Below are 18,675 nucleotides of genomic sequence, written 5' to 3' on the forward strand. Positions count from 1 at the left end.
TTGAATATAGGTGGCTAAAATTTGTCACTCTTTTGTCGCCGCATAGCCTAGTTGGGCTCTGTCATTTGATCGAGAATACAAGAATTACAATCTAGTGAAAGGAGTCGTTATGGGAATCAAAGAACTTTGCGCAGACGATCTATACGTACATGCATTAAAAGAAGACTTCGAACACACTTCAACTAAGAATATCGAACCGATTGATGAAATTGTTGGGCAAGAACGCGCGCAAAAAGCCGTTGAATTCGCTATGTCCATCAAAGAAAAAGGCTACAACATTTACGCCATTGGCCGGAATGGCTTGGGCAAACGTACGATGGTGCTGCGTTATTTAAATCGCCACCCAGTGGACAATGAGCCTACCTTCGACTGGTGTTATGTCGCGAACTTTGAAGACATTCGTACGCCGAAGGTCCTTAAGTTACCCGCAGGCGTGGGTACAAAGCTCAGTAAAGACATAGAAAAGCTTATGGCGAAGCTGGTTAAAGCGATGCCGTTGGCTTTCGATAACGAAATCTACTATTCCCGTGCGGATAAGCTAAAAAACCAACTTACGGATAAACAACAAGAAAAGCTTGAAGACATCAGTAAAGATGCCAAGGAGCGTGGCATCAGTTTAACCATTACCAATCAGGGCGATTACCAATTTGTCGCGATGAATGGTGAAGAATTGCACACCGAAGAATCCTTTGATGAGCTAACGCCGAAAGAGCAAGATTATTTCGATAAAACCATCGATTCTTTAGAAATCTCGTTGCGCACCATGGTTCGTCAATTAACCGAATGGGAAGAAACCTATACCGAGAAAATCCAGAAGCTGAACAGCGATGTAACACTGGATGTGATCAGCCATTTCATTAAGCAGCTTAAGAAAGACTACTCAGAATTTACCGAAGTGAAAAAGTATCTGGGTGAACTGCAAAAAGACATTGTCGAAAACGTGGATATCTTCTTGGAAGAATCGAACGAACAAGGTGAAGTTGCTACCGCCTCGTTAGATAAGAAGTTGCCACGCCGCTACAAAATTAACGTGCTGGTGAGCCAAAAAAGCGAGCATTTCCCCATCATTGTGGAAGACAACCCCAACTACCATAGTTTGTTTGGTTACACCGAAACGGCCACATTCAAAGGCACGGTATTTACCGATTTCTCGCTTATTCGTGCGGGCAGCCTTCATAAAGCCAATGGTGGTGTGCTTCTTATGGATGCGGTGAAAGTGCTAGAGCAGCCTTATGTTTGGGATGGGTTGAAGCGCGCACTCCGCGCTCGCCAGTTAAGCTTAACGTCGTTAGAAAAAGAGCTGACCCTGACAGGGGCGGTTTCGCTCGATCCGGAACCCATTCCACTGGATGTGAAAATCATCTTGTTTGGGGATTACCGCACCTACCAGCTTTTGCAGCATTACGATGCTGAGTTTGGTGAGCTGTTCCGTGTTACGGCCGATTTTGAAGATGAGATGACGCGAACCCCAGAAGCGGAGCTTCACTACGCGCGCTTTATCTCCAGCATTGTGCACGATAACGGCATGTTGCATTGCGACAAGAAAGCCATTGCACGAATCATCGAACACAGTTCTCGTCGAGCGGGCGATTGCACTAAGCTTTCGTTGCATTCTGCCCATATTGCCAACTTGTTGCGAGAGTCTAACTACGTTGCTCGCGCCGCCAAATCCAACCTGATTCGTGCCAGCCATGTCGAGCAAGCATTATCAAGTCAGGAAATGCGAGTCGGCAGGTTGAAAGACAGTGTGATGGAAAGCTTTACCAATGGCACTACGCTGATTAATACAGAAGGGGTAGCGGTTGGTCAGGTGAACGCGCTTTCCGTACTGAGCACCAGCGATCACATGTTTGGTGCGCCAAACCGAATCTCCGCGACAACGGCGTACGGCGATGGTGAAGTGATTGATATTGAGCGCAATGTCGATTTGGGCGGCAGCATTCACTCAAAAGGCGTATTGATTCTTTCGGCTTACCTTGCTTCGGTATTTGGTAAAACCGCCCGAGTACCGTTAACCACGCATATCACGTTCGAACAATCTTACGGTGGCGTCGATGGCGATAGCGCCAGTATGGCGGAGTTTTGCGCCATAGTGTCGGCGTTTTCTAAATTGCCTGTTCGACAAGATATCGCGATTACAGGCTCCATGAACCAATTTGGTGAGTCTCAACCCATTGGGGGAGTGAACGAGAAAATCGAAGGCTTTTTTGATGTGTGCGTGATCAAAGGGCGCTCACCGAACCAAGGGGTCATCATTCCGAAATCGAACGTCCACAACTTGATGTTGCGTACCGATGTGGTCGAAGCAGTTGAAAAAGGCGAATTCCACATTTGGGCCATTGATCATGTGACCGAAGCGGTCGAACTCTTTACGGGTAAACCGCCAGGTGAATTGGGTGAAGAGGGAGCGTACCCAATCGATACGGTATTTGGTGTGGCACAAGCAAGGCTAAATGCATTGCGTAAGTAACTCAAGAGCACACATGGAAAAGGGGCGAAAGCCTTTTTCTGTCTATGAATTTACATTGTAAATGGTGAAGGGTTCGCAACATCCTATTTGGATTAAACCATCATAGATGGAGAGGACACAAAAGAGTCCATCGATGCTTGGCTTTAAAATAAGGAAACCTGAATGTACAAATTGGAAATCTTCTGTCAGCCAGACCAAAAAGACAAAGTGTTGAGCACACTGCATGAAGCGGGAGTCGACAGAATAGGGAATTACGATCATTGCTGGGCGATTGGTTCGGTCACTGGTTCGCACCGCGCGTTATTGGGGTCTAGCCCCGTATTTGGTGCGATTGGCGACGTTGAAAACTACCCATTGATGAAAATTGAAATCAACGTTGAAAAACGGTTTGTGGAAGGCATTGTTGCCCAGCTAAAAGAATGTTTGGGTTGGGAAGAGCCTTTAGTGAACGTGCTCAAACTGTACAACCAAGAGTTCGATTTCAGTTAAGGTTGGAAGAGCGCAATGAAAATAGCCATATTGGATGATTATCAAAATGCGGTGAAGGAGTTGGCGTGTTTTCACCTCCTGAAAGGGCATGACGTTATCGATGTATTCGAGCATGAACCCGCCACGCCAGAAAATGAACCATTAATCGGGCTACCTAACGTTTTGGCAACCCCTCATTTAGGTTATGTGGAACAAGGCAGCTATGAGTTGTACTTTAAGATCGCATTCGAGAACGTGATCGCGTTTGCAAATGGAAATCCGCAAAATCTGGTAAAGAGCAATAAATCATGAACACTATTCTTCCACCTGCACTAAAGCTTGGTGACAAAATTGGGTTTTTCTCTCCTTCTTCTCCTGCAACGGTATTTGCTCCCGAACGTTTTGAGCGAGCTAAGAAATATTTATCAGAAAAAGGATATGTTTTGGTTGAAGGTAGCCTAACAGGTCAATCAGACAGCTACCGTTCTGGCTCTATTCAAGAGCGAGCCGATGAACTGAATGCACTAATTAGAGACCCAGATGTGCGTTGTATTATGTCGACTATTGGCGGCAACAACAGTAATTCATTGCTGCCTTACATTGATTATGATGCTCTCTTAAATGACCCCAAAGTTATCATAGGCTACTCGGATGTAACGGCTTTATTACTTGGCATTTATGCCAAAACCGGGCTGGTTACCTATTATGGCCCCGCGCTTGTCGCCTCTTTTGGAGAGTTTCCCCCTTTAGTCGATGAAACATATGCATCTTTCAATCAGTTGCTATGTACCCCGACTAGATTGCCTTATGTATATAGCATTCCAGCCTTTTGGACAGATGCTCGGATAGATTGGAAGACGCAATGTGAAGCAAAGCCAGTTAATCCAAACGAATGGCAGTTTTTAGGTAACGGTGTCGTAACGGGTAGGGTGATCGGAGGAAATTTGAACACAATGGCGGGTATTTGGGGAAGCCCTTATATGCCAACCATTAAGCAAGGAGATATTCTGCTTGTAGAAGATAGCCTGAAAGGCATTGAAACGATCGAGCGTTCATTTGCTCATCTTAAAGCATGCGGTGTCTTCGATAGGCTATCCGCGATAATTCTAGGAAAGCATGAATTATTTGATGATAAGGGAACGGGTAGGTCGCCATTGGACGTACTGAAAGAAGTGTTAAGTGAGCAATCAGTACCGATAGTGAATGGTTTCGATAGTTGCCATACTCATCCAATGCTGGTCACTCCGATAGGCGTTGAGATGTCTATTGATTTTGATAAAGAAACTCTCCAAATAGAAAGCAATTGGATTTCTCGTTAGGTGTTATCTGATACGAAAAACTAGCTGTGATGCTTAGTAAACTGGCCCCTAAAATCGGACGGGGTCATTTGCTTCTTCTCTTTAAATTGGCGGTTAAAATTAGACAAGTTATTGAACCCTGAACGTTCTGCGACGAGTGATACCGGAATGTCGGAATTGACGAGCAATTCGCACGCCTTACCTATTCGAAATGTCTTTAAATGCTCCGAAAAGCTTTCTTTAAAGTGCTTTTCAAACAACCGATAAGCCGAGCTTTCGCTCATGTGAAGCGTCTTGCAGAAATCACGGATTTTAATGGGTTCATGGTAATGGCTTTCAATAAATTGCCGAGCGGCTTCGACTCGGCTAAAGCTTCCATCTGGCTGCGTGGCTTGCTCGATACCATAGCTTGATGAAGAGAGCGAAGTGGCGGTGTGCTCATCGGCTAACTGCGTGAGGGCATCAATCACAAACAGCAGTTGCTGGTGGGCGGAAAGCACTCGGTGATCTTTCAATTTGTGAAACAGCCGTTCTCCCATTTCTTTAGAAAACTCTAGGCCGTGATAAGAGCGGTGAAGCATGGGTTTGATATGAGCGAGCTCGGGCGCGGCTTTAATCAGGTTGTTTATCCAGCTTTGGGTGAACCACAAAATCAGGGTGCTGTGGGGTTGGAAGGCTTGCGCAAACGAACGCCCCGAAAGCATATGGGGTAAGCCCGGCCCAAAAAGCAGCAGGGTGTTGTGGTCGACTTTCCCAATATGATCGCCCGCAAAAAAATTGCCTTCAAAGCAATGTCCTGGGTCGCGATAGAGAACCAATTCATATTCAACGTGATAATGCCATGCACAGGCGTACCCTTCTTTTGGTGCGTCGCAAACATACTCACTGATCTTCCAATTGAAATGGGGTTTATCACCAATGGCTTCGACAAACGGTCTCATGTGTTTTTCTTCCTAAATACGCGTCTTCTGGGTATACCTAATACTGTATAGAGCTGTCAAAGTGTAATGGTATTTTGAATGAATAGTATCGACACACGACAGATTTCTACCATTCATGCGCATTATATTCAGTACACTTATTGCACACACACCCGATACGCAGAATGTGTTTTTCCTGCGTATCTTGAGACTGAGAGTAGCCACTCTTACAACTTAATACTTAATAATATCAATATGTTGAACCTTTATTGGGATGAAGGTGCAGCGGTGAGGATCTTGCTATGTGGACAAATAGAACGGCAATTCTGTTCTTGTTTACGACCTTTGCTACCGGGCTTTGTGGATCGTTTTTCTTTCCTTTGTCGAGCTTGTTTATGGTGGAAGCGCTCAGTGCGACCCCCGCTATGCTGAGTGCTTTCTTAGTGCTCTCTGTTTTCAGCTCCGTCGTGGTCTCTCAATTCATCGCTTACCATTCTGATCGTGGGTGGAAAAGAAAACAAATATTGGTTGTGTCATTCTGTGGTTATTTGGTGACGGTGTTTGGATTTTCGTTTATCCGTGACTATTACTTAGCGGTGGCGATCTCTGTTGTGTTTGGCAGTGTAACAGGGGCAATTTATGGGCAAGCATTTGCGCTGGCACGCGAATACGCCGACAGGCATTTGCATGATCAAGCGACGACATTTTTGTCTACGTTACGTGCTGGAATGGCGCTGGCTTGGGTATTCGGACCGCCTATTGCGTTCATTATTAAAGCGGAATATGGTTTCTCAACAACGTTTCTTATATCGGCCGGTATGATCGCAATCACGATTGCGGTTGTTTTCTTTTTCCTGCCTAACGGGGATATGAAAGAGGAAAAAGTGGAAGAGGCACCCGTTGCGATTCCTTGGTATCAAAGGGCATCGGTTGTGTTGTTTTGCTTATCCATGCTGATGGCCTTTTTTGCTAATGGTTTGTATTTAACAGCGATGCCGTTATACATCACCAAAGAATTGGAGTTAAGTGAAAGCTTACCGGGCGCGTTTTTGGGGATTGCCGCGCTGTGCGAGATCCCTATTATGCTTGCTGCGGGCTGGCTGGCGGCGAAATATGGGGGGGATCGGGTCGTTGGGATTGCAATGATATGCGGCATGGTCTTTTTTATCGGCATTATTAAAGCGACAGAAGTATGGCAATTAATCGCGATGCAGGTATGCAACGGGATATTTGTCGGGATTACCGCTTCGTTAGGCATGGTGATATTACAAGATATGATGAAAGACCAGCTTGGCGTTGCTTCCACTCTATTTTCTAACGTGTTGCAGGGAAGTACGCTGTTGGCGAGCATCTCCATTGGCATTGTTGGTGGCATGTACAACTATTACAGTACGTTTTATTTAAGCTTAGGCGGAACCGTATTAGGGCTGGTTTTCTTGGCGATGGCTGCGCTAAGAAATCGCAGCACCCGTGGTATTGCCCCTGCTTATTGATTGAGTAAGCCGGCGAGCGTTTGTCTTGTGGACTCAGAGAGATCTGCTTCTTTATACAGCGCTTCTGCGACCGCCTGATTTTCCGACGTATTTTCGGAACCCGACATTAGATACTCAAACAGCATTTCTTTTGTTGGCGTAGGCACGTCGCCATCCAAAATCCGGTTACGAAGTTGGTGCTGATAGTTTGAATCAAAAGGCAGTGAATTCGGTGTCGATAAACGTGCATTCACAATTTCACGCACAACATTCGGATTGCTGTCTCTTAACGCTTGTTCACGAAGGGTTGGCTTCATTTCAGGGTTTCTGGCTAACACTCTTGCCGCCACCATTCGTTCGTCAAAATGCTCACTTGCTAAATAGTGAGAGACTTGGCTATCCAGAGTGCGATCATTCAGGTTATCAATGGAAACCAGCGTGAGATAAGACGCCTTCTCGGACTGTAAAGCCTTGCGTAAGTAGCTGGACACTTCATCGCGTAAAGATTCGGATTGGTTCCCTAAAATGCCGATATTGAGTAATGCGGTTTCTGAAATGATTTGATTGCTGTTGTCGCTGGCGGCTTCCAATGTTTGCAGAGCATGAGTGGAGTTCACGTCACCCATTTTGGCGATCGACATGATGGCACGTAGTCGATTTTCTTCGTCTAGTGAGTTGTCTTCAATTAATTGGGAAAGGATCGTTTCCCCTTCAGCGCTTTGTGAACGCTCCAACGCGAAGATCAAAAGTGATTGCTGGTTATCCGTTAGGTTCTGGTTTTGAAGCCAATCTTTCACCGTATTAAAGCCTTGATTGGCAAGATAAGCCCCAATGACGTGGGCGTTGTCTAGATTGGGTGAGCCTGCATACAATTCGAATTGTTTCGCAAAGTTGGCTTCACTCACTGCCTCGTTATTACTGGCAGTAGCCACGTCTAACCCTTTCAAATGTTGATTAACGCGACTTGCGTATTGGTTCATCGACCAATTGAGGGCTGTTGTGCTTGTCAAAGGCGCAATAGTGGTTTGCTGAACAACGGTCAGTTGTTGATTTTCGTAGTCGACGGTTCGTGTGTGGGTATGCGCCAATGTTTGCGGGAACCCGTGGGCATCGTGAGTTAATTGCCACTGATCTTGCTGTTCGGTGATTTTATAGCTCTGTGAATCCGAAACCGAACCAAGCCAGTTTCGCTTAAGGCTGGATTCATCTTGTCTGACGAAGTAAAAGCGGTGCTTTCCATCGGCTAGGGTCAGTGTTTTTCTGCCAGAAAAGTAAGAAAACTGAGTGAGAGTAGTATGAATAATCGTCAAAGGATGAGAGTCATTTAACCCCAGTAAATCCACGTTGTGAAAAGAGCCCTTTGAAAATTGAGTGGTAAACGTGAGGCGTTTAGGGCGATCTTCTCCTTGTGAGTCGGCTGCCCATTGAATGTCGTCTATTTGCCCAAGGTACACATTTGGTTGGGTGTCCGCTGCTTTCAAAGCCATATTGAATCGGTAGGTCATTTCACCCAATTGAGCCGTCGGATTGCTCATGGTTGTTGTGAGCGTCACACGATAGCGATGCACCGGATCGGGTATGTGCGTATCCCGTGTTTTCGCAATCGTAGAAAGGGCAGCGGGCTCGCTGTTCATTTCGGGTGCATAAACAGGAATCGTGTCGGAATGATCAGATGCTTCGGGCTCTTCTCTGACCATAAAGACTAAGGCAGTGGTGATCGCAATAATACTCAGAGATAGCAATAATATGATCCGTTTCATGTCTCCCCCTTTAATCGATGTCTAACTCAATTCCACTCTATCTCAAGGGAACGAGCGGTAAGCTCGCCCCCCTATTTTGAGCTTTATATAAATGTCTTCTTATCGTAAATAGTGTGGTTAAACTCCCAAATTGGAGACCAACTGATGAGGGTCGTTTCCGCATTCAGGATGTCCCACATACCCAATAATTTTACCTGACAGTACAACCCTATGTTTCCGCTGCCGCCTTTTGCACTGGCATCCCATTTAAGCCGTGTGTAGTACTGAAAATCCGTCGCGCTGCCTTTCTTGTAGGTCACCCCAGCTTCTGCGTGCGCTGTTGTGCCAACATTCACCAAATTGATGGCACCTTTCACCCCTTTTTCGACGGTCTTAACACCGAGGTTGAGCATGGCGTAACCTTTGGCTGTCGCATCCCCAGAGACAAAAGGCCGAACAGACGCGTAAACAAAGTCGGGTCGACGCTGTCCATTGATTTTGATTGGGGTGTTTGGCTTGTCAAATCCGCCTACTTCTAAACCTGCCGCGAAATCTGCCCCCGTTTTCAATACCGCCCCAATTTTTACACCTAGCTTAAATACGCCAGCCGGATCGATAGGGACTTCAGGAATAGGCACTTCGAGAGTCGCAATGGTGTGAGAAAAGGTGCGTTTAATGTCTGCTTTTAGAAGAGCGTTACACGTTGGGCTAATCGAAAGAGGGGTCGACGCATTGACCGTCAGAGACAGATGCAGCCCACGTACGCAGTCAAGCTCTTGAGGGTTAAAAGAAAGGTTGGTATTGCCAAAAACGGTGCCAATTTTCGTATTATGCGGTCCCACATTCACCGTAAACTGGTTGTCTGTATTGCCCAGTATTTTCCCTCCCGCATAAGTCACGTAGCCAGAGGCATGCCGTGTTTGTTGGAATCGACCAACAACGTTATGCACGTCTGCTGAGTGTGTTTTGTTTAAAACGGTTCCGGCATTCATAGTGCCTGCGAAAGTAGGGAGAGAAAATATCCCTATTGCCAAGGCACTACAGACAGCCAACGCCATATTTGAGGCTTTCTTCATTGTCTTATCCTTAATAGTCATCCTGTAAGCTGAAGTCAAACCTGTTATCTCAGGTTGATAAATGTGTTTGAATATCAAAAAGGGATAAATAAAAAAGTTCCAAATTGAAAATAAAAATATCAAACACTCATTTAACTTAATCCTATTTATATCTCAGTCAATAGATGGATAACTCCTTGTTTAATCTAATTAAGATAATATCCCTTTATTTGCAGTGGAATTATATTCTATTGATTTTATAGGAGTTATTTAATTATTGTTGAAAAGTAAATCGCCTTAAATCTTTCTACTAATGTGAGTGAAATCAAAGAAAATAAACATTATTTCTAATGTTAAGTCTATTTATTAGCGTTCCATTTATTTACTTGCGTTAATATTAATAAGGGTATTTTTAACTGGTGATAAAAATACCAATAGATTTTGTGTATGTTCTTTTTTATATTTAGCGTGATTTCGGTTCAATATATTAAATGTGATTTTAGTTCAGTATATTAATGGTACATCAATGATAACTTTACTATAGCCATGAAAATATAATGGTTTTTGTTTTCGCCACAAAACCCTTAATGTCTTTAATATTGTAGCGCCAGATAAACAAATGATGAGTCAGTAAGAGAATGAAATTAATATTGCCCTAGCTTGATTTATGGCGGTGAATGGTACCAGCCCAAAAAAAGGGTAGAGACTTATGAATTTGGTCGAGGTGCGTTGGATATGAAACATTTGAGTGTGAAACCGCCAATCCAGCAAGGTTGTGCTCCGAAGCATGGACTAAAAAATTCTATTCCTAACGAATTCGTGTTTGAAAAATGAAAGCAACACTGCTCACAAAAGAGAAATTATCAGTCATGTAGCATGGCTTTGATGTGCTTGAATTGGGAAGGCATCAAAATTTATGAATGTAAATCATGGTGCTTTGGCATAAATATGGGGAAAGGATCTCTATTTTAGGCGCACTGGCTTTTGGTTCGTTCCTCTAACATTTCGACTGAGTAGGTTTCTGGCTGAAGAAAAAAGGAAGAGAGGCGGCGTGAGAATACTGATAGAACAAGAAAGAGCTTTGCATGCGCATAGCGTGAGAAGTAACCGTGATGAACTCAAGCGACTGTTGCATCCCGATTTTGTAGAAGTTGGGAAAGCAGGCGTAACCTACTACTTTGAGGATGTATTAGAAGAAAGGAGCGTGGACGTTCCCCCTGAAATTCACGCTCAGGAATTTTTGTGTGTCGAGCTTAAATCATCCCTTCGGTTACTGCTTTACAAAACAGCAGTACAAGACCAACAAGGCGGTTATTTTGATTACACAAAACGATCATCGATTTGGACGCTTACTACTGATGAGAGTTGGCAACTTATTTACCATCAGGGAACGTTATGCTCGGAATTTGAAATTAAAGAGTAAGTTCTGGTTCGGGGCACCTTTGATACTGCGAGCTTACGGACATGCATGAGTATTGCATCAAAGAGACGCAGACTGGGAAATGCACGTATCAACGTTTCTTCCTAGCTCAGTGAGAAGTGTGGGCACTATTTTGCTGTTACTAAATCTTGAGCAATGTCCCTCCAGTCTGCAATTTCTTCTTTGAAGTAAGCCAGCTGTTTGTTGTCCATTAGGTTGATGACCCTTGCGATTTGTTCACTGGATAATTGTCGATTGTGTGCCAGTTTTTGTTTAAGCGAATCGGTGTAGAAACTGTCAGGATCATCGAGAAGGCGAATAAACGTGGACTGAAAATATTGGACTTCGTCGCGGCGATTGAGCAAGGTTTCTATCTCTTTGTACATTTTGTCGTTGTGAGCCGCCCAATCGACGTTCGTTATTTTGACTTTCTCAGACCACGATTTGATGATCGCTTTTTGTTCTTTCGAGAGCGTTCCTAACCATCTATCAAGATTGTCTTCCATCCTTTCCTGATACACTTCGCGGATCTCCGACTCGCTCATATCTTCATATTTTTCACGATACTCTTCATTATTTTTCGCGGTATTTTTTAACAGTTCATCTATTTGTTTTTGGTTAAGTTGGCTAACAAGTGCGTACAAGTTTGGTGAGGCCTTGGCGATCACTCGTTTGGCATGCTGTCTTAACTTTTCGGCATGCTTAAAAACATAAGCGGCATCGACGGCTTTGGGATCCATCGATGCGAGCTCGTCGAGATGTTCAATATAAGTAGGGAGTTCTTGAGTTTTGTGCCACTCGCTCAGTTGTTGCACGCTGAGTTTGATGACCTCTTCTTGCTCTGAATTCAGCGAGACGTAATCATCGACGTATTCCATCACTATCCAATCTATATTGCTGTACACCAACTTGGTTGTACATCCGAACAAACCAAATGAAAGTGCAAGTAGTAATAGGTGTTTCCAAAACATAGCGATTCCTTGTTAACAAGTAACGGAGATATTGGTCATGACTATACAACACTAGAGATAAATCGTAGCAACATGCTTAATGGTACTTTATATCCCAGAATTAGTTTAAAAAACCACCACAACGGGCTTACGCATGGTGTTTTATAAGTGAGACGAGTATATTCGCGCCTCAGGTGAAACAAGTTTTATATTGCTATTGTTTGCAAACTGCATTTGCAAAATGCAAAAGCATTGATGTTTATGGCGAATTTATGAGAGATGAGTTCGGATTTTAGCCGGAAATATGGCTTAAAAAGTTGGCACGGTAGATGCATTAATAAAAGTGACCCTTTTTAAAGCCGAGGGTCACCTAGCCAACTGACGTTGTTAGTGAACCGAAATTTGTTCACAAATGATTTAGCCACCCGCGTTTTGCGTGTGGCTTTTTTTTCGTCTGTAGTTTGTAGATTTTCGTCTGTAGTTTGTAGATTTTAGTGTGGGCTTCGATTGTAGCATGGGTTTCCTAGCAAAGAGCTCGGCGATGAAAACCCCACATTCATACGCGTCTTAGCTTCATCTTTTTTATGACGACATGAGTTGACCTATTCTTATGCAAAGCAAAGCAAAGCAAAGCAAAGCAAAGCAAAGAGCAGAAAGTTGACAACGTAAAAATTCAGAACTACTGTACACCTTATGGTAAACATTAATGACGAACAACTGAGCCACGTCTTTATGGCTCTCGCAGACGAAACACGACGTGAAATGGTACGCCAGTTAGCGAATGGATCATTGCCCGTTAAAGCGTTGTCGAATCCAAACAACATTTCTAAATCTGCGGTTACGAAACACCTTAAAATTTTAGAGCGAGCAGGGTTGCTGACTCGGCAAGTGGTTGGACGTGAACACATATGTTCTTTGAATCCCAGTCCATTAGCCGAAGTGAATGAATGGCTAGCGTTCAATCAAACTTTCTGGGAAGACAAATTCGATGCACTAGAATTTTACCTAGACAAGCAATTAACGGATAGCGAGTAACAATTCAGTTTAACGCGGTCATACAGCTTTGAATTTCTGGGTATCGACGTCACCATTTAATCAATTATGGGTTGATTTGTTCCGAAATTTAGAACAAATATTACGGAAGTCGAATTCTTGTACTCAGGAGCACTCCGTGAAACTTCAACATCCCCTCCTTTTTAAACAGCGTTGTTACATCAATGGGCATTGGGTAGGGGAGGAGGCAGACAAGCAGCCTATCTTCAATCCAGCCACGTCAGAGAAAGTGGGTGAAGTGCCTGTATTTGGCAGGGAAGAAGCCGAATATTGTATCGAAATAGCGAAAAAAGCACAGAAAGAGTGGAAAGCTCGCACAGCGAAAGAGCGCTGTAATGTATTAAAAAAATGGTTTGATTTGATTCAAGCAAACAGCGATGACTTAGCGACGATCATCACCACAGAACAAGGCAAGTCGATACACGAAGCGAAAGGCGAGGTCGCGTACGCGGCCAGCTTTATTGAGTGGTTTGCAGAAGAAGCCAAGCGTGCATACGGCGAGATCATTCCTGCCCATAAAACGGACGCCAGAATCGTGGTGACCAAAGAACCTGTTGGGGTAGTGGGCGCCATCACACCTTGGAATTTCCCCGCAGCGATGATCACACGAAAATGCGGACCTGCCATAGCGGCTGGGTGCAGTGTGGTGCTTAAACCTGCCCCAGAGACTCCGTTCACCGCATTAGCATTGGGTGTACTGGCGGAAGAAGCCGGTATTCCGGCTGGTGTCTTTAATATTATTACTGGCGACGCCGTTGGGATTGGTAAGGCATTGACGGACAATAAAACCGTTCGCAAAGTCTCTTTTACTGGGTCCACGCAAGTTGGAAAGCTTTTGATGTCTCAGTCTTCCGGCTCGGTGAAAAAACTGTCATTAGAGCTGGGTGGGAATGCGCCTTTCATTGTCTTTGAAGACGCCGATATCGACGCTGCCGTTCAAGGCACCGTGATTGCGAAGCTTAGAAATGCAGGTCAAACTTGTGTTTGCGCCAACCGGATTTTTGTTCACCGCGACGTGCAAAGCGAGTATGTCGCGAAGCTTAAGGCTGCGTTTGAAAAGCTGAATGTTGGTAACGGCATCGACCCAAAGAATCACATTGGTTCAATGATCAATCAGGCGGGGATCGACAAAGTGTACGATCACCTAAACGATGCATTGGAAAAAGGCGCAACGTTAGAGTTCGGATCGAAAGAAAAACCGGCGGATCTCTTTTGTTCTCCCATGATTGTAACGGGAATGACCGATGACATGAGAGTGGCAAATGAAGAAACCTTTGGCCCCCTTGCCGCCATATTTACCTTTGATAGTGAAGAAGAAGTGATCGAACGGGCAAATCAAACCGATGCGGGTTTGGTGGCGTATTTTTACTCTCAATCGTTAAGAAGAAGCTGGCAGGTTTCGGCGCAATTGGAAGCTGGCATGATAGGCATCAACGAAGGGTTGATTTCGACGGAAGTCGCGCCATTTGGTGGTATGAAAGAATCAGGGCTTGGGCGCGAAGGTGCGCGTCAAGGCATTGAAGACTATCTAGAAACCAAATACATGCTGATGGGCGGATTGTAAGGTTGATGTGAGAGAATAGGGATAAAACTGCGATAATGTTACAATTTTTTAACATTTATCATAGGTTGTGACATTAATGCCTTAGTAATTAAATAATTTGCTTCTATTCTTGTTGTTTTTATAACGCACAAGAGAAAATTATAAAATGAAGACGTTAATCTGCTCTCTAGTATGCCTGATGGCCTACGTTTCTACAGGCGCTTCAGCCGCCATTTCGCAGCACCCAGTCATCCTTATTCACGGTTTTAATGCCGATCAGTTGAGCGAAAAGCCAAACGCTCAACAGGTCGCGTTAGCGGGTGAAGAAGGTTGGCGATCCTATTGGCTATCTCGTTCTGATGAGCGTATCGATTGGCCTTCTCATGAACGAATCCAAGGTAAAATTGCATCAGACTATATTTGGCCAAAACTTCAATCGCTTTCTCGCAACAATACCTGTACGAATGGGTGCATTTTTGTGACGCATTCTACGGGTGACCTCATAGCACGATATATTTTGGACAACCAAAAACGTTGGCTTGAAAACGCAGGCTTAACGCCCTTGAACATCATCGCGACGGTTGATTTCGCTGGTGCAGGAGGCGGTTCGGAATTGGCTGATATTGCTATTAATGCCGCAGAAGGAGGGGGCTTAGGCAATTGGACACTGAGACAAGCGCTGTCATTGTGGCTAGGTATGATACCAACATCGAATAACACGGGTGTTTTGAACGATCTTAAAGTCGCAAGCGCAAGGCAGCTTTCCGCAACGCCAGACAGCCGAGTTCCACGGGTGCGTGTAGTGGGTGACCGTTCTGATTTCTTGGGGCTAACGGCAGGCTTTCTTCCAGGGCACGATGACGGCGTCGTGGCAGCCCATTCGAGTTGTGGGGCACAATCAGTGGGCAGCTACAACAGTTGCTCTGCTTTTGTGGGATTTAATGGCAAATTGACGGCTCAGTCACGGGGGGTCACCCATTTTATGGCACAGCATTATCCGTTGTTAATGGGCGAGGGCTATTCTCACGGTTCCCTTATCGATAACAGACATGAAGGGAGAGTTACGACGGCACGCGCGAATGTGAGTTTAAGTAACGGCAAAACGGTCACGGTAAAGACAGAAGATCAGAGCTCTTGGTGGTCGAGTAGTGTCTATCGTTATGTCCAACATTCCGATTCTCAATCCATGTCGCAATTGACATACCATGTGTTGGAAAGAGCACAGTAATGTTGCATGCGCATTGAATTCAGTACGTTGCGTATACGGGTTCCGTCGTTCGACAGAACCCTATTTTTCACAGTAATGCGTTGGACATTCGATTATGAAAGTGTTTGGCTCTCCGTTTCTTTCTGGAAACGTCTATGTTAGAAGCCTTTTCATTATTGTTGCTGTTGTTTTGGTCGCCTTGGTGACGTACCTATCGTATGGCAAAGACACCATGATGGACAGCGCCTCAAGAAAAGACAGTCAACCCAAAGAAGAATGGGCAGCGATGCTCAAGGAAAAGGTGATACTCAAGGAAAAGGTGGCACTCAAGGAAAAACGAATGGAGGTGTCCGGCTTGGAACCGTCTGATCAGGTCACGGATCTCCCAACACCGCCCGTTGAACTTGAGACGCCCATTAAGCAGCAGTTTTCGTTGATCGCCCATGCGTATAGCGAAGAATTGAAACATCCTGCGTATTCGCCGCCGCTACACGACGACGATCCCATGACGCTTGACCCAAATCGATACCACAAAGTGACCTTGCCTATTTTAGGGGGGAAGCACAAAGCCGCTTTGAGGTTGGAACAATACCGTTACTTTTATCCTCATCCAATTAGTATGGCGATAGAGTCGCCACTCGAAATACAGCAAGTCTCGTTTGATTTACGAGGCATCAATAATGGGGAAAGTATTGCCAGTCAAACCGTTAACGGTGCAGAAGCCTCATTTATACCGAGCGAAGATTGGCCAGAAGAAATTCGCGTAAAAGCCAAAGTCACGTTTGCAAAAGGGGATGATGTTCTTACCGGTGATTTCCGTTTCTATGTGCCCGTGGGGGAAATCACAGGAGTCGACGCGTTAGAGAGCAAAGGTGCCGACATGCTCATTCCTGTTCAATTGGACGTCAAAAAGAGAGGGACGTTTCGGCTTCGAGCCAGCCTATTCTCTGCTAGCGGTATGCCAATTGCGTCATTACGTGAGACAAAGACGTTAGCCGAAGGCAATCAAGAGATGCATTTGAAGGCGCACAGCAGCGTTTTAAAAAGCAAAGCATTACAAAATAGCCTGAAAAAAGAAGCGAATACCGAGTTTGAACTGCGTTATCTTCAATTGGAAAAACTGTCGGATTTTCCGGGGCAAAAAACGGGCTTTGGGATCAGTGAGCAAGCGTCTTATTTGTTAGGGTCATTTGATGTTTCCCAACTGAGTGATGAGCCATATCAACCCACAGAGCAAGAGAAAGCACGCCTTGAATTCCTGAAAAAACTGGGGCAGTAAGCGCTCGCATATTCGCGTGATTATCTCAAAATGTGAAACCGCCTAATTCAGTACGTGGTGTCATGTACCATATTTGTTACTTTTTGGTCGAGTCGTTTGACACGTTTAAACATGGGTTAGGGCGACAACATGAAATGGATAAGGACATCACGGCTTCGTTATCAAAAAAGACACATCCGATAACGTCAACGAGCGATTAAGCGACAGCAACATCAGAAACAAAGAAGGAATCAAGACAAGTGGCGAGATGCCGATGTTAACCAGATCGGATCGTATTGGTCATGCTTTTCTTTAACGCACTTTGGAAGAACAAGTGCATTGTTGTTGGCGCACTCTGGTTTCTGTACCTCTATCTGAATTAAACTACGTGTAATTATTATTGCAGCAGAGAATCTGAGTGGAACTGTTTAATATCGATTTTTTAGGGAAGCCATTGCGACTGGAAGGGTCCATGGCAGGCTGGCAGCAGCTATTTTGGGATAACACCCTTGTTTCGCAGCTGGATGCGAATGCCGACAGACAGGAACACCTGCACAACTTTCAGTTGACCAATGGCGAACAACCCATTGATTGCCAAGTCAATGTGGACCTGAACTGGCAGCCGTTCTATGTACACTATGCAGCCAAAGCCAATGATCAGGTGGTGGCAGAAGGGCGACGCAACGCCAAAGACATTGAAAGACAAACTCCGGTCGTACCTGTAAAGCAGGAACGAAAGTTCAGCGTGGTTGGCTTATTTGCATTAGGCATGAAAGCGCTGAAAAGTGCCAAGGTGATCAAAGGGGTGCTCGCCGCATTGAGTTTGGCTGCATACTCTTGGTTTTTCTCTTTCCAGTTTGCTATCGGGTTGTTGGCGTGCTTGATATTCCACGAGTACGGGCACATCCGTGCCATGAAGTACTTTGGGTTGAAAACCAAAGGCATTTACCTGATTCCGTTTCTGGGCGGGCTCGCACTCAGTGACGAGAAAATCAATACCCGATGGCAAGATGTGGTGATTTCCATCATGGGGCCGACGTTTGGTCTGGTGTTGTCGATTGTTTTGTTGATGGTGTATTGGGTAACCGGAGACGTGTTTTTTGCTGGGCTCGCTGTATTTAATGCCTTTCTGAATTTGATCAATTTATTGCCAGTGCTGCCATTGGATGGAGGACACGTGCTGAAAAGCATAAGCTTCTCATTCAACAGTGTCGCTGGGTTGGTGATGTGCATTGTCGCCGCTATCGCAGGCATTATTGCAAGCTACACGTTTGGTATGGCTCTGTTTGGTTTTCTGCTGATCATGGGCAGCATCGAAATCGTTGTTGAGTGGCGAACCCGTCATCATAGCCACCTTCTTCCATTAGATCGTTATGGGCAATGCGTGTCATTTGTGTGGTATGTTGCACTGGTTTCGGCGTTAGTGGGGGTGATGGTTTATATCGGTTCAAGTGGCGATCAGCTACTGAGCTTACCACTTCAAATATTGGCAAGTTAGTTCGCCAACGCACTATCGGGTTTCAAAAAAGCTAGGGTGATAACCTTAGCTTTTTTTGGCTTTCTCATCTCTGAATCTCGTCTTCTATTATTTCTTATTTGGCTCATTTTTTGGTGTGGTCAAAGTGGTTGATTTGTTGTTCTTAAATAAGAGTTGTTGTGATCAAAGAGTCCTCCTCCTCCTCGATGAAGGAAGACGAATGGATGCTCATCAGGTTGTTGAAAGGGCAGGTTCGGAAATGCACTCCCCGAACCCAGTTTCGCTACTATTGCTACTTCGCTAAACCCAGCGATGCCCCACTGTCACACTGAAAAGCCATGGTAC

The 18,675-nt window shown here is 44.9% G+C and carries 14 protein-coding genes and 1 pseudogene; 11 read left to right on the forward strand and 4 right to left on the reverse strand.

Annotation, left to right across the window (positions count from 1 at the left end):
- The first annotated feature begins 109 nt into the window (after window positions 1-109).
- The 4 genes and pseudogenes from HC752_RS12215 to HC752_RS12230 all read left to right on the forward strand — a co-directional run bounded on the left by HC752_RS12215 (window position 110) and on the right by HC752_RS12230 (window position 4,257).
- Window positions 110-2,470, forward strand: a complete 2,361-nt coding sequence (locus HC752_RS12215) for a Lon protease family protein (RefSeq protein WP_190335412.1) — start codon at window positions 110-112, stop codon at window positions 2,468-2,470.
- 162 nt (window positions 2,471-2,632) lie between these two features.
- Complete coding sequence (locus HC752_RS12220) at window positions 2,633-2,959, forward strand: hypothetical protein (protein WP_190335414.1); 327 nt, start codon at window positions 2,633-2,635, stop codon at window positions 2,957-2,959.
- 96 nt (window positions 2,960-3,055) lie between these two features.
- Window positions 3,056-3,250 (forward strand): annotated as a pseudogene (locus HC752_RS12225) (NAD(P)-dependent oxidoreductase); the annotation flags it as partial.
- Window positions 3,247-4,257: a S66 family peptidase gene (locus tag HC752_RS12230; RefSeq protein WP_190335415.1), complete on the forward strand. Its 1,011-nt coding sequence runs from the start codon at window positions 3,247-3,249 to the stop codon at window positions 4,255-4,257. The pseudogene HC752_RS12225 and the gene HC752_RS12230, both read left to right, overlap by 4 nt.
- A 20-nt stretch (window positions 4,258-4,277) precedes the next feature.
- Here HC752_RS12230 and HC752_RS12235 read toward each other — a convergent pair whose 3' ends face one another.
- Window positions 4,278-5,177 carry a helix-turn-helix transcriptional regulator gene (locus tag HC752_RS12235; protein ID WP_190335417.1) on the reverse strand — a complete coding sequence of 300 codons (900 nt, stop codon included), beginning with the start codon at window positions 5,175-5,177 and terminating at the stop codon, window positions 4,278-4,280.
- Between the two features lie 281 nt (window positions 5,178-5,458).
- Between HC752_RS12235 and HC752_RS12240 the strand changes: the two genes are divergently transcribed.
- A complete protein-coding gene (locus tag HC752_RS12240) occupies window positions 5,459-6,649 on the forward strand; it encodes a sugar efflux transporter (RefSeq protein ID WP_190335418.1) in 1,191 nt (396 codons plus the stop codon).
- Here the strand turns inward: HC752_RS12240 and HC752_RS12245 are convergent.
- Both HC752_RS12245 and HC752_RS12250 read right to left on the reverse strand, forming a co-directional pair.
- Entirely contained in the window at window positions 6,643-8,388 is a 1,746-nt protein-coding gene (locus tag HC752_RS12245) for a HEAT repeat domain-containing protein (RefSeq protein ID WP_190335420.1), read from the reverse strand. The two genes, HC752_RS12240 and HC752_RS12245, sit on opposite strands and share 7 nt — an antisense overlap.
- Window positions 8,389-8,471: 83 nt before the next feature.
- Window positions 8,472-9,443 (reverse strand): hypothetical protein, encoded by a 972-nt coding sequence (locus HC752_RS12250; protein ID WP_190335422.1) that lies wholly within the window; start codon window positions 9,441-9,443, stop codon window positions 8,472-8,474.
- Between the two features lie 1,030 nt (window positions 9,444-10,473).
- Here HC752_RS12250 and HC752_RS12255 point away from each other — a divergent pair.
- The gene (locus HC752_RS12255; protein WP_190335423.1) at window positions 10,474-10,845 is read left to right on the forward strand and encodes a DUF4440 domain-containing protein; all 372 of its coding nucleotides are present in this window, start codon (window positions 10,474-10,476) and stop codon (window positions 10,843-10,845) included.
- Window positions 10,846-10,970: 125 nt separating this feature from the next.
- Here HC752_RS12255 and HC752_RS12260 read toward each other — a convergent pair whose 3' ends face one another.
- Window positions 10,971-11,813: a DUF6279 family lipoprotein gene (locus tag HC752_RS12260; RefSeq protein WP_190335425.1), complete on the reverse strand. Its 843-nt coding sequence runs from the start codon at window positions 11,811-11,813 to the stop codon at window positions 10,971-10,973.
- Window positions 11,814-12,485: 672 nt separating this feature from the next.
- Here HC752_RS12260 and HC752_RS12265 point away from each other — a divergent pair.
- From HC752_RS12265 to HC752_RS12285, 5 genes are all read left to right on the forward strand, one after another.
- Window positions 12,486-12,827, forward strand: a complete 342-nt coding sequence (locus tag HC752_RS12265) for an ArsR/SmtB family transcription factor (protein ID WP_190335426.1) — start codon at window positions 12,486-12,488, stop codon at window positions 12,825-12,827.
- 136 nt (window positions 12,828-12,963) lie between these two features.
- Window positions 12,964-14,409: a succinate-semialdehyde dehydrogenase gene (locus HC752_RS12270; RefSeq protein ID WP_190335428.1), complete on the forward strand. Its 1,446-nt coding sequence runs from the start codon at window positions 12,964-12,966 to the stop codon at window positions 14,407-14,409.
- A gap of 145 nt (window positions 14,410-14,554) precedes the next feature.
- Entirely contained in the window at window positions 14,555-15,616 is a 1,062-nt protein-coding gene (locus HC752_RS12275) for a hypothetical protein (protein ID WP_190335429.1), read from the forward strand.
- A 94-nt stretch (window positions 15,617-15,710) separates the two neighbouring features.
- The gene (locus tag HC752_RS12280; RefSeq protein ID WP_190335431.1) at window positions 15,711-16,874 is read left to right on the forward strand and encodes a hypothetical protein; all 1,164 of its coding nucleotides are present in this window, start codon (window positions 15,711-15,713) and stop codon (window positions 16,872-16,874) included.
- 397 nt (window positions 16,875-17,271) lie between these two features.
- The gene (locus HC752_RS12285) at window positions 17,272-18,351 is read left to right on the forward strand and encodes a site-2 protease family protein (RefSeq protein WP_190335433.1); all 1,080 of its coding nucleotides are present in this window, start codon (window positions 17,272-17,274) and stop codon (window positions 18,349-18,351) included.
- Window positions 18,352-18,675: the final 324 nt, after the last annotated feature.

It is taken from the genome of Vibrio sp. S9_S30 (assembly GCF_014694455.1).
In the GTDB taxonomy this organism is placed as follows: Bacteria; Pseudomonadota; Gammaproteobacteria; order Enterobacterales; family Vibrionaceae; genus Vibrio.

Excerpts from the sequence above, each read along its gene's own strand:
- HC752_RS12220 (WP_190335414.1), top strand. The coding sequence starts at position 2,633 with ATGTACAAATTGGAAATCTTCTGTCAGCCAGACCAAAAAGACAAAGTG.
- HC752_RS12240 (WP_190335418.1), top strand. The coding sequence starts at position 5,459 with ATGTGGACAAATAGAACGGCAATTCTGTTCTTGTTTACGACCTTTGCT.
- HC752_RS12235 (WP_190335417.1), bottom strand. The coding sequence starts at position 5,177 with ATGAGACCGTTTGTCGAAGCCATTGGTGATAAACCCCATTTCAATTGG.
- HC752_RS12215 (WP_190335412.1), top strand. The coding sequence starts at position 110 with ATGGGAATCAAAGAACTTTGCGCAGACGATCTATACGTACATGCATTA.
- HC752_RS12265 (WP_190335426.1), top strand. The coding sequence starts at position 12,486 with ATGGTAAACATTAATGACGAACAACTGAGCCACGTCTTTATGGCTCTC.
- HC752_RS12275 (WP_190335429.1), top strand. The coding sequence starts at position 14,555 with ATGAAGACGTTAATCTGCTCTCTAGTATGCCTGATGGCCTACGTTTCT.
- HC752_RS12250 (WP_190335422.1), bottom strand. The coding sequence starts at position 9,443 with ATGAAGAAAGCCTCAAATATGGCGTTGGCTGTCTGTAGTGCCTTGGCA.
- HC752_RS12280 (WP_190335431.1), top strand. The coding sequence starts at position 15,711 with ATGAAAGTGTTTGGCTCTCCGTTTCTTTCTGGAAACGTCTATGTTAGA.
- HC752_RS12260 (WP_190335425.1), bottom strand. The coding sequence starts at position 11,813 with ATGTTTTGGAAACACCTATTACTACTTGCACTTTCATTTGGTTTGTTC.
- HC752_RS12230 (WP_190335415.1), top strand. The coding sequence starts at position 3,247 with ATGAACACTATTCTTCCACCTGCACTAAAGCTTGGTGACAAAATTGGG.
- HC752_RS12245 (WP_190335420.1), bottom strand. The coding sequence starts at position 8,388 with ATGAAACGGATCATATTATTGCTATCTCTGAGTATTATTGCGATCACC.